This window comes from Vibrio tubiashii (genome assembly GCF_028551255.1).
Lineage (GTDB): Bacteria > Pseudomonadota > Gammaproteobacteria > Enterobacterales > Vibrionaceae > Vibrio > Vibrio tubiashii_B.
Window position 1 is genome coordinate 227,034 of sequence record NZ_CP117030.1, and the last position, 15,330, is coordinate 242,363.

Annotated in this window: 14 protein-coding genes; 3 read left to right on the forward strand and 11 right to left on the reverse strand. The window is 45.9% G+C overall.

All coding sequences use genetic code 11. The annotated features are described in order from the left end of the window. Nucleotides 1-11: 11 nt before the first annotated feature. Complete coding sequence (locus tag LYZ37_RS16370; RefSeq protein WP_272787947.1) at nt 12-563, forward strand: AAA family ATPase; 552 nt, start codon at nt 12-14, stop codon at nt 561-563. Between the two features lie 4 nt (nt 564-567). Here the strand turns inward: LYZ37_RS16370 and LYZ37_RS16375 are convergent, their stop codons facing one another. Beyond that, nucleotides 568-1,473: a sterol desaturase family protein gene (locus LYZ37_RS16375; RefSeq protein ID WP_272787948.1), complete on the reverse strand. Its 906-nt coding sequence runs from the start codon at nt 1,471-1,473 to the stop codon at nt 568-570. Nucleotides 1,474-1,495: 22 nt separating this feature from the next. After that, nucleotides 1,496-2,509, reverse strand: a complete 1,014-nt coding sequence (locus LYZ37_RS16380; protein ID WP_272787949.1) for a DUF2804 domain-containing protein — start codon at nt 2,507-2,509, stop codon at nt 1,496-1,498. Between the two features lie 172 nt (nt 2,510-2,681). Between LYZ37_RS16380 and LYZ37_RS16385 the strand changes: the two genes are divergently transcribed. Further along, nucleotides 2,682-3,713 carry an AraC family transcriptional regulator gene (locus LYZ37_RS16385; RefSeq protein ID WP_272787950.1) on the forward strand — a complete coding sequence of 344 codons (1,032 nt, stop codon included), beginning with the start codon at nt 2,682-2,684 and terminating at the stop codon, nt 3,711-3,713. 56 nt (nt 3,714-3,769) lie between these two features. Here LYZ37_RS16385 and speB read toward each other — a convergent pair whose 3' ends face one another. Together speB and speA are read right to left on the reverse strand one after the other, a co-directional pair. Next, entirely contained in the window at nt 3,770-4,696 is a 927-nt protein-coding gene (gene speB / locus LYZ37_RS16390) for an agmatinase (protein WP_272787951.1), read from the reverse strand. Next, the gene (speA, locus tag LYZ37_RS16395; RefSeq protein WP_272787952.1) at nt 4,697-6,607 is read right to left on the reverse strand and encodes an arginine decarboxylase; all 1,911 of its coding nucleotides are present in this window, start codon (nt 6,605-6,607) and stop codon (nt 4,697-4,699) included. A gap of 292 nt (nt 6,608-6,899) precedes the next feature. On the opposite strand from speA, the gene LYZ37_RS16400 reads away from it, so the two are divergent. After that, complete coding sequence (locus tag LYZ37_RS16400) at nt 6,900-7,421, forward strand: DUF2058 domain-containing protein (protein WP_272787953.1); 522 nt, start codon at nt 6,900-6,902, stop codon at nt 7,419-7,421. Nucleotides 7,422-7,546: 125 nt separating this feature from the next. On the opposite strand, the gene cspE is transcribed toward LYZ37_RS16400, so the two are convergent. The 7 genes from cspE to LYZ37_RS16435 form a co-directional block, all read right to left on the reverse strand. Further along, on the reverse strand, nt 7,547-7,759 hold the full coding sequence (cspE, locus tag LYZ37_RS16405; RefSeq protein WP_004744614.1) for a transcription antiterminator/RNA stability regulator CspE: 213 nt from the start codon (nt 7,757-7,759) through the stop codon (nt 7,547-7,549). 285 nt (nt 7,760-8,044) lie between these two features. Beyond that, nucleotides 8,045-8,512, reverse strand: coding sequence for an Sbal_3080 family lipoprotein (locus LYZ37_RS16410; protein WP_171320549.1), 468 nt, complete (start codon nt 8,510-8,512; stop codon nt 8,045-8,047). Nucleotides 8,513-8,747: 235 nt separating this feature from the next. Then, entirely contained in the window at nt 8,748-11,378 is a 2,631-nt protein-coding gene (locus LYZ37_RS16415) for a cellulose-binding domain-containing protein (protein WP_272787954.1), read from the reverse strand. A 365-nt stretch (nt 11,379-11,743) separates the two neighbouring features. Beyond that, nucleotides 11,744-12,967 carry a beta-ketoacyl-ACP synthase gene (locus LYZ37_RS16420; RefSeq protein ID WP_272787955.1) on the reverse strand — a complete coding sequence of 408 codons (1,224 nt, stop codon included), beginning with the start codon at nt 12,965-12,967 and terminating at the stop codon, nt 11,744-11,746. Continuing rightward, nucleotides 12,964-13,689 (reverse strand): 3-ketoacyl-ACP reductase FabG2, encoded by a 726-nt coding sequence (locus tag LYZ37_RS16425; protein ID WP_272787956.1) that lies wholly within the window; start codon nt 13,687-13,689, stop codon nt 12,964-12,966. The genes LYZ37_RS16420 and LYZ37_RS16425 overlap by 4 nt, the downstream gene beginning before the upstream one ends. Next, entirely contained in the window at nt 13,686-14,150 is a 465-nt protein-coding gene (locus LYZ37_RS16430; RefSeq protein ID WP_272787957.1) for a hotdog family protein, read from the reverse strand. Before LYZ37_RS16430 ends, LYZ37_RS16425 begins: the two co-directional genes overlap by 4 nt. Beyond that, complete coding sequence (locus LYZ37_RS16435) at nt 14,143-15,330, reverse strand: beta-ketoacyl-[acyl-carrier-protein] synthase family protein (protein ID WP_272787958.1); 1,188 nt, start codon at nt 15,328-15,330, stop codon at nt 14,143-14,145. The genes LYZ37_RS16430 and LYZ37_RS16435 overlap by 8 nt, the downstream gene beginning before the upstream one ends.

Below are 15,330 nucleotides of genomic sequence, written 5' to 3' on the forward strand. Positions count from 1 at the left end.
AAGGAGTTACGATGCATAAGGTGAATGTTGTAGGGACAAGTGGAAGTGGAAAATCGACTTTTAGTGCTCAGCTAGCAAGTGCTCTTGATTGCGAGCATATCGAGATGGATCGCTTGTTCTGGAAACCAGATTGGCAGGAGTCACCAGACCCAGAGTTTTTCGCCAAGATCCGCAATGCATTGCAAGGCTCCAGTTGGGTGCTCGATGGCAATTACAACCGTACACGCAAAGTGAAATGGGAGAACGTCGATACTGTTATTTGGGTAGATTACTCTCTCCCACGAACTTTGTATCAGGCGGTAAGTCGAGCGATACAGCGATGTATCACAGGCAAAGAGCTTTGGCCGGGAACAGGCAATCGCGAAACTTTTGCCAAGTCTTTCTTTAGCCGTGATTCAATAATCCTCTGGACAGTGAAAACCTATCACAAGAACCAGCAGCGTTATCTAGCAGATATGAATCACCCAGATTACCAGCATATTCGGTTTGTTCGCTTGCGTAGCCCTAAGCAAGCACAGCAGTTACTTAAAGGCTTGCGTAAAGAGCACAGTGTCGACCGTTAGTCTGTTATTGATTGGCTTCTTCTATAGGCTGTTTTGAATCCTTTGTTTCAATAGCCACGGGTTTATCACTGGGAGGTGCAATCAAGATCCTCAGCCTCTGTCTTAGTGACATATGCTTACTCTGCACATCATGGAGCATATCTCGCCATTCGGAGAAGGTGACCGTCAGCGGATTATAACTGTCGATAGGCTTGGTAATCCCATAGCGAACGGTTTCCACTTCAGGTTCAAACGTACCGAACAGTTTGTCCCAAATAATCAAAACCCCCGCGTAGTTCTTATCTATGTATTGTGGATTACGTCCATGATGGACTCGATGATGCGATGGCGTGTTAAAAATGAGCTCGAACTTACCCAGTGAGCGAATCCACTGAGTGTGGACGAAAAACTGCAAGCCTAAGTTGAGCAGCACGGCAAAGATGACCCATTTAGGTTCAAAACCTATGATGACCAAGGGAACCCAAAACAGCCACATTCCGGCTATCGGGTACATTAAGCTTTGACGAAATGCGGTGCTAAAATTCATTCTTTCCGAGCTATGATGCGCGACATGGGCTGCCCACATCCAACGTATCCTATGGCTCGCACGGTGAAACCAGTAATAGCAAAAATCCTGCAAAACAAGTAAAACAATGAAAGAGGTCGCGTTCATTTCAATGTCGAGCAACTTCCAACCAAACAGCCAAAAATAGAGTTTTACGATGACGAGACCTGTCAGCAGATCCGCTAGTTGATGCATGCCTGCTAACGAAAAATTGCACAGCACCTCTGGCAGTTTATAGCCGGAGTTTTCTGGCAGCTTTCCTCGTTTCTGACCGATGAAATACTCTGCGGCCATCAAGCCAATAAACAGTGGAGCGAGCAACATCAGCAGCCACTCTGGGTGATCAATAATCGTTTGAAATTCCATTTCTGCTCTCCGTTAAACAGGATTACCACTTGGCATAGTGATCTTCAGTGAGCCCAAGAACACTTCTTAGCTGATGCTTTTGCCCATCATTGTCGATGACAAAGCCGTCAAAGAGACCGATGAACTGGCGAAAGTTACTTTTGAGTAGCAGTAAGTTGAGCTTTTCACTGCGTTTATTGAGCGGCTTGAACCTAAGCGAAACTCGTCCATCGTCGGAATATATGTGCCAATCTTGCTCAACATAGTCGCGATCAAACGTAAAATGGACTGGGTTGATCAGGTCTCGTTGGCCGTTGACCCAAAGTGCATTCTCGCAGCTGCCAGTTTCATTAACCCCTGCGGCTAGGTTCAACCCAAGCAAGGTGCTTTCATCGCGGGTATTGATGCTCGCCCAGCGCCAACTCGTTTCACGGCGCATATACCCTGCTGAAAAGTCATAACTGGCGAGTGCACTGTTTAGATCTACGCTATTGCCATCGATTTCTAACTTGCCAGTCACGGTAAGTGCGTTGTGCTTTTGAGTGTAAGTCCAGCCAGAATAGGCCGTAGGCGTGCATACGGAAAGCGGTAAACTATTGGCTGGAGCATGTAAAATAATATCGAGCTTCAGATCGTTGCTTATCGCTTTAGCACGCCACTGACCTTTGGTTATTTCAAACTGCAGTTTTGCCCCAGCAATATGTGTCAAACCAGCGTAAGGCGACTCGGTCATTTGTTTATCAAACGACAGTGGTCTTAACCAGCTTTGTTCGCTTAGCGAGTCGCTTTCGGTGTCGTAGATATAGCAAAAAGACGAACCAAGGTAGCGTATATCTGCGATGGCGAATCCTATGATGTATCTTGCCGTTTTCAGACTGACAAACTGAAACTGCTTATAGTGGAAATGCTTGGCAAGCTTGCTTGCAGGTTTGTCCATACTATTTCGATAGTCAAAACAGGTCGCATTGAGCTGCTTAGGCGTACCATCAAAATGACCATAGGTGGGTTTGCCTTCTGACGACACAAGATTCTGAGGGGCAGATTGAGTAGAGATCATAGCTTTGATTTACAAATGATTAACACTTGACTTAGCTTGAGCCATTTTGAAGCGATTCATCAGGTCACTTTCGGACATAAAGTAATCTAGGATCACGAAAGTAAACTCATAATGTCAGTATGCTAGAAGCACCAATTAGCCAACAAACCCAAATAACCAATAAAAACGAGTTATGGAAATTGTCGCTGAGTATCTACCTACAGATCATCGTCACCAGTTAGGCGTAATGGACATTGCCTTATTGCTAAAGGCGGTGGAGAGCTTTGGAGTTAAGACGACACCCATATTACAGAATCTAGGCTTAGCTCACTTAGATTGGCAAAGTGAAAAGACGCAGTTGACCTATGCGGACAAGTTGATTCTGTTTCGCCATGTGTCTCAGCAGTTTCACGATGTAGGGTTGGGTTTACTGATTGGAGAAAGGGCCAAACTGAGCCATTTTGGTCTTTTAGGTTATGCCATCTTAAGAAGCCGAACTTTAGAAGAAGCGATTAAAACGGGGTTTAAATATCTCAACCTAAATGGTCCGGTGTTTTCCGTAAAAGTGACAATAGATGACGGTATTGCTTCTATCGTATTGGAAAATACGCTCGAAATTGGTGAACTTCTGCCTTTCTGTAGCGAGTATTTCTTTAGTGCGCTAGTGGCTATGTTCGAAGAGCTAACAGGGGAGAAGCTCGCGATTACTCGACTCTGTTTTCCTTATCGAGCACCTGCTTATGGTTCGAAGTATAGCGAGCGATTTAACTGCGCAGCCGAGTTTGAAGCGCCTAGTCTAAGCTTGAGCTTTTGTTCCTCGTTATTGTCTCTGCCGCTAAAAAACCATAACGCGGATATGTTGAGCACTTGCCTTCAATCCTGCGATTCAGTCATAGCAGCACTACAATCGCCATATCTGCTGACCAACCAGATCAAAACAATTCTATATCAGAGTGCGGGTGTGTTCCCATCTATTGAAGCGATTGCAATGCAGTTTGGCTGCTCTTCACGTACGTTAAGAAGAAAGCTTGAACAGGATGGGACAAGCTACCAGAAACTGCTCGGCGAAGTACGTAGCGACATTGCCAAAGAGTTTCTGCTTCGGACCGAATTGACCATTGAAGAGATTGCTTTTCGATTGGGGTACAGCGATACCGCCAATTTCAGAAGGGGGTTCAAACGTTGGACAGGAATAACGCCTCAACGATTTCGTGGTACTCAGTGAAAGCCTGCCAGTCTTGATTTGGCAGGCTCTATTTATCCCGATTGATATTAGATAGGTTATTCGCTATCGCGGTTCGATGCCCAAGCGTACATCAGTTCAAGTGCGACGGTCGCGCCTGCTAAGGCAGTCAGGTCGCTATGATCGTATGGAGGAGATACCTCCACCACATCCATTCCGACGATATTAACGCCAGCTAAACCACGCAAGATCTTAAGTACTTTGTCAGAGTTCAAACCACCACAAACTGGAGTGCCTGTACCCGGTGCAAAAGCAGGATCTAAGCAGTCTATATCAAAGGTCACATAGACTGGCTTATCGCCAATGATGTCACGAATACGCGCTACAATCGCTTCGGCACTCAAGTCATTCGCTTCCATGGCATTGATAACATTGAATCCATGATGGTTTTGGTCATACTCAGTACGAATACCAACTTGGACAGAGTGCTTCGCTGAAATTAGTCCTTCATTTGGCGCATGGTAGAACATGGTGCCATGATCGTAAGCACTGCCGTTGTCATAAGTATCTGTGTGCGCGTCAAAATGAATCAGTGCCATTTCTCCGTGGTGCTTTGCATATGCACGTAGAATCGGCAGAGTGATGAAATGGTCACCACCTAGCGCCAACATCGTTTTTCCACTTTTAAGGATCTCACTGGTTGCTGCTTCTAGGCGGTAAGTGAAATCTTCCGCGTCGCCACAATCGAATACCAAGTCACCTGCATCAATGACTTTAGCGCGGTCAAAGACATTAAAATCCCAAGGGAACTTGTTTCCTTCCCACGCAAGATTTACTGATGCACGACGTATGGCATCTGGCCCCATTCGAGCGCCTGGTCTGCCTGATGTTGCCATATCTAAGGGTACGCCAAGTACGACGAGATCGGCATCTGCAGTGACAGGGTTGCGCAGGTAAGGTCTGCGCATAAAACTCATTGAATTCGAGTAAAGCGAATAATCAGTTTTTGTAAACAAATCATTCATTTAGAAATCCTCTAAATAGGTGTAGCCTGTTAGACCACCTTCTAATTCTTCTAAGACGGTTTGCTGCTCGTTTACATTGACACGCTCAGCAACTAACTCACGGTAGTTTTGACGAATCTTATCTACATCGATGTGTACATAGCGCATCATATCTTCAACGCTGTCACCTTCATCAATGCGCTCTATAATCGCCTCACCGTTTTCATCAACGGTCACCACAGCGCTGTGGGTGTCGCCAAACAGATTGTGCATATCGCCCAAAATCTCTTGGTACGCACCGACAAGGAAGAAGCCCATCAGGTATGGCTTATCCTTATCCCAAGCTGGCACTGGCAGCGTGGTTTCAATACCCTGACCTTCAACGTATTGCTCAATAGCTCCGTCAGAATCACAAGTAATATCGAGCATGACTGCACGGCGATCTTCAACGTTTTCCAATCCTGATAGCGGCAGAACAGGGAACACCTGATCAATCCCCCAAGCATCTGGTAGAGATTGAAATAGCGAGAAGTTAACGAAGAATTTATCCGCTAGTCGCTCATTCAACTCATCCAAGATCGGACGGTGGAAACGGTTTTTATTGCTCATCTGGCGGCTCAGCTCGAAGTAAATTCGTAGCGAAAGCTGCTCTGCCCAAGCGCGTTGCTGTAGGTTCAGTACGCCAGTTGCAAACTGTGAGTGAACTTCGGCTAAGTCACTTTGGGTATCGTTATAAATCTCAATCAAGGCACGCGCATCGCTACCATCTTGCAGGTTTTCCCAATTACGCCACATATTCTGTAACAGAGTTGGATCTTCTGCACTTGGCTCTACCACGCTTTCTGGATGATACGCCTCTGTACCAATTACGTTTGTGATCAACACTGCGTGGTGTGCTGTCAGCGATCGGCCAGACTCAGAGATGATTACTGGAACCGGTTGCTCGTACTGCTGGCAGACATCGCCCACTGTACTTACGATGTTACGTGCATACTCAATCAGCCCGTAGTTCATCGAGTTAGAAGACTGACTGCGTGTGCCATCATAATCTACGGCTAAGCCACCACCGATATCGAAGTATTTGATATCTGCACCCATGCCACGTAATTCGCAGTAGAAGCGAGCTGACTCATTAACCCCATTGCGAATATCACGAATGTTGGCCATTTGCGAACCTAGGTGGAAGTGCACCAGTTGCATCGCATCCAGTTGGTCTTCTTGTTTTAGACGCTCAATGACGGTTAACACTTGAGACGCGGCTAGGCCGAATTTAGACTTTTCACCGCCACTCGATTGCCATTTGCCTGCACCTTGAGATGCCAAGCGAATACGGATACCTAAGCGAGGTTTCACTCCAAGGCTTTTCGCCTCTTTCAGAACCAGATCGAGCTCAGATAATTTCTCTAATACGATGAAGACTTTATGACCTAGCTTTTCACCAATTAGCGCTAAGCGAACGTATTCACGATCTTTGTAGCCGTTGCAGACAATCACAGAGCTCGCTTTCTGAGCTAGTGCTAGTACCGCGAGTAGCTCAGGTTTACTGCCTGCTTCAAGGCCAAGTTGTTTCGTTTCTAGCTGAGCTTGGCTTTCAAGAATCTCGTCGACGACCTCTTTTTGTTGGTTTACCTTGATCGGGTACACCAGTAGGTAGTTGTTGTCGTATTGATACTCTTCAATCGCTTGGTTGAAAGCATGACAGATACCATGCACACGTTGGTGCAGGATCTGAGGGAAGCGAACCAATACCGGTAAATTCAGTTGTTTCTGTTCTAGCTTAGAGACGATATTACTCAGTGGTACCTGATGGGCATTATCATTGCGTGGTGATACATACACTTCACCTTGGTTATCGATACCGTAGAAGCCTTGGCTCCAGTAATGAACATTGTAATCAGCGCGAACACGATCAAGTTTAGAATTGTTTTCCACTACAAATCTCACAAAGGTAGGGGGAAAAAACTTATAGCTCACAGAAGGTGAACCATACCTGACACGGGACTGAATTTGGCTTCTCTAAGCTTCCGCGTCGAGCGCATTAACGGATAAAAAGCCATCAGAGTCTAACAAAACAATTTTGTCGTCACGATTGATGAAATCGCAATGGCGAGGCGATGATTTTCTATTCATTTCTACTGCGGATTTTATGTTGGATGAAGCCTTTCTTTGACTGCATTGAGCCGTTAAAATAGACGCAAATTGATGACTTACTTGTGGAAGAACAATGGCAAAACTGACACTTCAAGAGCAAATGCTTAAAGCAGGCTTAGTGAACGAGAAGAAACTGAAAAAAGCAAAAAAAGGCTCGAAGAAATCTCGTGTACAAGCACGTGAAGTTAAAGCAGCAGTGGAAGAGAACAAGCGCCAACAGCAAGAGCGCGATAAAGCACTGAGTGAAGAGCAGAAAGAGCAACGTTTATCCAAAGAGATCAAAGCGCAAATCAAGCAACTGATTGAGATGAACACCATCGATCAGAAAGATGGCGAAATCAAATACAACTTTACTGATGGCACACTGGTTAAAGCTATCTATGTTGAACAGTTGATTCGTGACCAATTGGCAAAAGGCATTCTATCTATTGCCCGCACAAATGAGACTTATGTGGTCATTCCAAGTAGCGTAGCGAAGAAAATTGCAATGCGTGATGAGAGCGTCATCATCGAACAAAATGCACCAGCGGAAGATATCCCTGCTGAAGATGATCCATACGCAGATTTCGTCGTGCCAGACGATTTAATGTGGTAATCGCTATTAAAGAAATGAAAGCTCTACTTCGGTAGGGCTTTTTTGGTTCTTATAGGCAATAAAAAACCAGCCACTTGGGCTGGTTTTTCGAATCTTAGATAATTGACGCTTAGGTCAATTTAAAATTAAGCTGGTACTACGTTAGCAGCTTGTGGGCCTTTTTGACCTTGTTCTACTTCAAAAGAAACCTGTTGGCCTTCTTTTAGAGTTTTGAAACCTTCAGAAGCGATAGCACGGAAGTGAACGAATACGTCAGCACCGCCGTTTTCTGGAGTGATGAAACCGAAGCCTTTCTCTTCGTTAAACCATTTTACGATACCAGTAGTTTTGTTAGACATGATGTCTTCCTTATATAAGTTAAGTTAATCTTCTATATGCACTGAAAATTTGAACTATTTAATGTAACGATGAAGCTAAGGGAAACACTAAGGATAACAACGGTAACGCGTTTTACTAAGAATTTACTTTCGACTTGCAGTTTCACTAATAACTCTGAATTGCAGAGCACGTAGATAGTACCTGAACTTAGCGCATTGTAAAGGTTTATTGTGAAGGTTGAGTAGGTTTCGAAGAGATTCGTTTAAAATATTTAGAAAAGCCCTCAAGAAGAGGGCTCTATATTGTTAAATTTCACCATTACCAGCTTTACGAGTTGCTTCTTTTGCAGAGGTGATTTTGAAAAGAACGTCCATCATAGCTTTAATGCGCTCTTCATCACTTCCATATTTGTCAAAAGTCAGCTGATTTGGTGCTTTGAATGTCACGTAGCCAACGCGTTGCCCTTCCTGGTATGCAGTGATACGAGCATCTGCGATAAAGGTTTTAAAGTCCCAGCTCCAGCGAGATACATAGTCGAGAGTGAGTTCATCTTCCTTAGGGGTTGTGCCATCTACGACAACTTTACATGTGTAACCATTGATATCGCACCAATTTAGCATTGAAGCCAGAAAAATATCTCGTGTCGCATCATCTTCGACAATGGTGAGTTGCTTTGATTGGTTTGTCTCTTCAAGGGGCTTACCGTCAAATTTAGGTGAGCTACACCCTGCCATTACAAGTACAGCAGCAACGCAAAGTAGGCGTTTAAACATCATTAATCCTTAGTTTTTATGATCTAATTATTGATAACCTGACAAGCAACCCTGTCGCCTGTGGGAGCGTAAGATTATCATACTTTTCATAGGTATGATTTATAGTTTGCGAGTTATACATTAGCGCGGGAGCGTGCATTATATGTTGTTATCTTTGTTTTCGCTGTTTGTTTTTGAAAAAATAAAAAGGCTCCTGAACATCAGGAGCCTTGGTTGTAGCTAAGGTACTACTTCATTACTGAGGGTTTAGACCCAGAGTTTGTAACACAAGTTTGAAGTTGTCTTGACGCTCTTTAACTGCGTGAACTTCACCACTCACTGGACAATGACTATCAGGACAGCCACGGTTTACAATGCCTGAAACTGCGTCAATAAACTCAGTGCCTTGTAGGCCACCGTCAACGTATCTCTTCAGCTCAGTATGGTAGTTCCAGCTTGCGTATGGACCACCTTCATCGTTGTAAGCCTGTACGGAGGTTACCCAGTAGAATAGACCTGCAATCCATTTGATCTCTCTGTTCTCTTCTGAGCTACAGATTAAGCCAGGGTTAGAACAGAAGTCGAGATCGGCATAGAGTGGGTTCGCAGGTGGTGCTTGAACAACAACACCATTCACAGTGGTTCCAATCGTATCTGGGTCAACGTGAGAACGACCCATGAAGTGGTTTAGCGTACCGAAGTTTTGGCGACCTGTGGTTTGAATAACGCCACGGCCCCACCAACCACAGCCTTCGACAGTGCCGTTAGTGTCACTACCATCCCAGATGAACTTACCCGCTTTTTGACCTTCGTAAACTTTACACTCACCACGCTCCCAAACCTGCTTAGAGGTATCTACGCTGGTTGGAACTTCCATACAGTGACCGTCGTTTGTCCAGCGGCCAACATTACCGTTCACGAGTAAACCTTTCTCTGCAAGAACAGAGTCTGGTGCTGCGAAGACTGGCGCTGGTGCACCGTACCATTTCGCATTGGTTAGTGCTGTGACTTCCATCTTCGGATCGCGAGGGCACGAGTAAGGGTGGTCAATGCCGGTAACTGGGTCTTTACCGTAATCGGCGTATTTCTGACCTAGCTGACCACAACTTGCAGTCATCGGGTAGTTAACCGGTGCGCCGTATCGAACTTCAGACCAGTTGTTTTCATCACAAGCGTTGTAGCGAATGGTCTCTTGCATACTTTGCGCTAAGAAGGCAGCGATAGCGACTTTTGCGTAAACTGAGTTTGTCGCATCGTTAGCAGCGTCATCCAATAACCAGAAGGTGTTACCGGCAACGCCGACATTGTGCATCGAGTTAAGACCTGCTAAGAAGTCATTCCATTTGTATACCGTAGATGGTGCCCATTGTGCTTGAGCCACTTCATAAAGGAAGGCTTGGTTGTTCATTGCGTTCTCAGCGCTGGCCAACTCAGCATTCAGTGAGGTGATTCGAGTGAGTGGTCCATTCTTCACGCTTTCACCAACGTAATACAAAGGTACGGTCGCAGTTTGGTAACGAGCGATCTTAGTATTTAGGTCAGCACTGTCTGTATCGAACAAAATCGCAAAAATGTTGCTGTGCGCAGCTTTGCGAATATGGCGGTCACCAGAGTTATTACCTAAGAAGTAGGTGGAAGCCTGTGCCGTAGGAATTGAAGAGAGCAGTGCTGGTGTTTTGATATGGTCAGATACTTGTTTAACGTATTCTAGTGCATAGTGCCATTGCTCATCGGTAAGAGCGGCAGTTGTTGCTGATTTAGTAAAGGCAACAAAATCCGCCTTGTTGAGTGAGTCTGCTTTATAAAGCTCGAAGCTTGCCAACAGATCTGAAGACGCGCCGGAAGCGGCGTTCCATACTGCTCGTTTACCTGAATGAGTGTTGTAAGCAAAATCACCAATGCTCAATGTCCAACCGAATGTCGCCTGTGGCGCCAGCGCTGAAATGACAAGGTTATGAGCTTGCGCCCAACCTTTAACATCATCCGTAAGCGTATTGATCGCGTTAACGTCAATTTGGCTATGAGTACCAGTGGCGTCTACTGCTGCGGTTAGTGCTTGTTTGACCGCGACAGTACCAAGGGCTGCGCCTTTATCAGCTGTTGCAGCATCCAATACATCACTGTTGAGGATGATTGACGTTGAGCCAGCAAGATCTGCTGCTTGAATCAAGGCTACGAAGGCGTCAGTCAGTTTGGTTAGATTTGCAAGGTCTTGGCTATTAATGGCATTGATGGTCAAAGTGGATGGAGCGTCAAGACTTGCAGGGCTTGCGACAACAAAATTACTTGGCCAACCGCTGACTTCAAGCCTTACCGGATCTAATGGGTTTGGCAGTTTCAGTGCAGTAGTGCCACCGGAAGAGTTATTGTCACAATCTAAATGGTGCGCCCAACTGCTATCACTACCCGGAATGGAAGATGTCCACCAGTTTGCTTTGTAGGCAACATTGTCGTTGACCATGATGTCGCCACCAGTAGCATGATTTCCTTGCGTCCAATTTGGATAGACGTTGAATTCAGCACAGACTCCAGTACCAGGCGTTGGATCGGGTGTTGGGTCTGGCGTTGGGTCAGGTGTAGGATCTGGGGTCGGATCGGGAGTAGGGTCAGGTGTTGGATCCGGTGTTGGGTCTGGATCTGGATCAGGCGTTGGATCAGGAGTGGTGCCGCTGACCAACTTCCATGGAGAATCCCATTCATTGGCGTAGTTATCAGTAGGGCTTTGTCCTGCATTCACCCACCATTTTGCTTCATAGGTATTGCCACCAACGGTTACTTGGCTACCGCCAGAGTAGGTTTTCGTTGCATCGTAAGGTTCTGCAGCATAGAGGCTGCCACTTAAAACAATACACGCTAACGAAGCCGCTAACTTGCTCATTCTAAACATAATTAATCCTTTCCACTCGTTATCTTATTATTTCTGTTTCACGTTTTAACGCTTATAAACTGCGCATGATTAGATAAATAATTACCTAAAAATAAGTTAGCAAGTCTAGAAAAGGATATGTGGAATATTGGCTATATTAGGTGCGTTATGCGGCTGAAATCACGAGGTAATGAGTGATTTTTTGCATGTTACTTAATTGTTAAAAATAACTTGTGAGCTTGCTTCAGATTTGGATTTAAGCCAATCTCATTTCATAAAGATTGTGCGCAAGTGCTTAGAATTATTAGGGAAACGGGAAACGGGAAACGAGGAGAGAGAAGTCAGCCAAGTCACGGTTGGACTTGGCTGGGAAAGAGACCCTAGAGTTAGATCTTTTTAAAGATAATCGATGTGTTGATGCCACCAAACGCAAAGTTATTGCTCATAAGGTATTCGACATCAAGTTCACGACCGTTACCGGTAATGTAATCGAGATTACCACACTGCTCGTCTAATGAATCTAGGTTTAGCGTTGGGCTAAACCAACCAGTGTGCATCATTTCTAGGCTCAACCAGGCTTCAATGGCTCCACAAGCACCAAGAGTATGCCCGAAGTAACTCTTAAGCGAACTGATTGGCACTTTACCTAGTGCATTTTCGGTAGCGTTACTTTCCGCAATATCACCCCGATCTGTTGCAGTACCATGAGCCGAAACATAGCCGATTTTCTCTGGCTCGATACCCGCATCTTGCAGCGCCATTTCCATACAAATCTGCATGGTTTCCATCTGTGGTTGGGTCACATGAGCGGCATCGCAGTTGCTGGCAAAGCCAATAATTTCGGCATAGATTTTGGCACCGCGTGCTTTAGCATGCTCGTATTCTTCAAGTACTAGAGTACCAGCGCCTTCACCAATCACTAGCCCATCACGGTGAGTGTCGTACGGACGAGGCGTACTTTTCGGCGCATCGTTTTTTAAGCTGGTGGCAAATAGGGTATCAAAGACGGCAGATTCGGTTGGGCATAGCTCTTCACCACCCCCCGCAACCATGACCGTTTGGTAGCCATGTTTAATCGCTTCGTAGGCATAACCAATGGCTTGGCTACCCGAAGTACATGCACTGCTGGTTGGGATTACACGCCCTTTTAAGCCAAAGAAGAGGCCGACATTCACTGCGGCAGTGTGAGGCATCATCTGAACATATGTCGTGGCGGTAATAGCTCTGGTTGATTTCTCGTTGAGCATCACACCAAATGCACCAACAGCGTCGGTACTGCCTGTCGAAGAGCCGTAAGCAATACCGGTCTGACCGTTGGTAAGCACCTCAGCGCCGATTAATCCTGCTTGCTTTAATGCATTCTCGGTTGCCACTGTCGCCAAGCGAGACACGCGTCCCATACCGCGAACTTGCTTGCGTTTGTAATGCTTAGGCAGTTCAAAGTCATCAACAGGCGCTGCGAGCTTAGTGTTAAGACCATCGTATTGCTCGTAAGACGGCATGTATTGAGTGGCGTTTTCGCAGGCTCTTAGCTTAGGCTCTACAGATTGCCAGTCGTTACCAAAGGCAGTAACGCCGGACATACCAGTGACTACGACGCGGCGACTCATACTAAACCTCCGTTAACCGAAATGACTTGGCGAGTTACATAGCCCGCGATGTCAGACATTAAGTAGCTGACTAAGCCTGCCACTTCTTCTGGCTCTCCCATTCGGCGTAATGGAATTTGAGGCATTGCGTGCTCTTTGACATGGTCATCAACCATACCGGTATCAATTAGTCCAGGCGCGACACAGTTAACGGTGATTTTGCGTTTAGCCAGTTCAAGCGCAAGAGATTTTGTTGCGCCAATAACGCCTGCTTTTGCCGCGCTGTAGTTGGTTTGCCCACGGTTACCCATCAGGCCAGATACAGACGCTAGTGTGACGATTCGGCCACCTTTACGTTTTTGTACCATTGGCATCACGCATGGGTGGAGCACATTGTAGAAGCTATCCAAGTTTGTGTGGATAACACCATCCCACTCTTCTTCTGTCATTGCAGGGAAGGCGGTATCACGGGTAATGCCTGCGTTGTTAACCACACCATAATAAGCACCATGTTGTTCGATGTCGGCTTCTAGCTTAGAGCGGCACTCTTCGCGATTGCTGATATCGAACTGGATCAGACGGCCGCTGCCACCGTTCTCCTCAATGAGGTTCAATGTGTCCTGAGCACCTTGCTGATCGCCCATATAATGGACGGCAATGGTAAAGCCATCTTTCGCTAATTGAACGGCAATCGCTTTACCGATTCCTTTACTTGCGCCTGTCACTAAAATTTGTCGGGTCATTGTTGACTCCTGATTTTCATTTCTTTTAATTTTTCTTCAGATGGTACGTAAACATTCAATTGGCAGCTCGCCACGGTTTGTTGCTCGAATTCGATACGCGCAGTGAACACCGCCATTCCGTTATCTTCCATCATTTTCTCGGCGTATACATCGAGTATTTGACCTTGATTGAAATGGTCACCATGAGATGTGTAACGGCGACTGCCAAGAAGAAATCCTATTGGCGGTTCTTGGCCTTGTTGCATGGCATGGTAACCGGACCAAGCAGCGACTGATTGAGCCATAAACTCAATACCGACGTATGCAGGAATGGTTTGTGACTCGGCGTTGAAGAACGGATTCTTATCACCAATATCCACTTGGCAGTGAATGGTGTCTTGTTGAATGTCTAGCGCACGATCAATAAGTATCATGGGCTCATCATGAGGCAATAGTTGCCCTACTGAAGGGTAGTTAGTCATGGGTGTAACCAAAAATTAGACTAATGTTGTTACCACCAAACGCAAAAGAGTTACTTAAAATGGCTTTGCCTTGCAGCTTGGTTTGAGTTTCAACCAGTGAAACTTCAATGTCTTCTGCTTTGTTTTGGCAATGCTGAATCGGTAGTGGTAAATCGTGTTTTAAAATGTGCCAAGCAATCGCGGCTTCGGTAGCACTAGCAGCGCCCAAGGTATGGCCTGTTAAAGGTTTGGTTGAGCTAACAGGCACGTTGTTTGGGAACAGTCTATGGATGGCTTTGCTTTCCATGCTGTCGTTGAGTGGGGTCGCTGTACCGTGTGCATTGACGTAGCCAATGTCAGCGGTAGTTAGCCCAGCATCATCTAGTGCTTTTTGCATCGCTTGTTCAGCACCAACACCTTCAGGGTGAGGCGCAGAGATATGGTGAGCATCAGAGCTATCCCCAGCACCAAGCAAGGCAACCTTTGATGGTGTTTGACCCAGCAGCATTATCGCCGCTGATTCACCGATATTGATGCCATCACGATTCTCTGAAAATGGCTGACAAAGATTTTGGGATAAAGCTTCTAAACCGTTAAAGCCATTTAATGTTAGGCGGCAGATCGTATCAACGCCCCCGACAATGACGGCATCAACCAACCCACTGCGCATTAAGCGCTGAGCAGTAATAAATACGCGCCCACTAGAAGAACAAGCGGTTGAGATGGCATAACAAGGTCCAGTAATTCCAAAGTAGGACGCGACAAAGTCACTGGTATTTCCTAATTCTTGTTTACGGTAGTGGTATGAATCGGGAAAGTCGCCACTATCTAACTTCTGCTTATAGGAAATTTCGCCATCGGCAATGCCAGATGTGCTAGTGCCGATAATCACAGCAATACGCGATGCACCATACTCAGCAATGGCGTTTTGGACCGAACCCTCAATTTGCTTAAGTGCAGAGAGAGCTAATTGGTTATTGCGAGTATCAAATGCGCTTAAGTGCTCAGGCAGTTCGGGCAGCGCAGCTTGCACGCGACCGACTATGGTTGAGGTTTTTGTATTGAGTATACGATCATCTCGCACCATGTTTGATGCGCGTTGACCGGACAGGCACTGATGAATTTGAGAGTCTTCAGATCCCATCGCAGAATGAAAGCCACAGTCTTGAATAAAAATGGGTCTTGAAACGTGTGTCAGCAT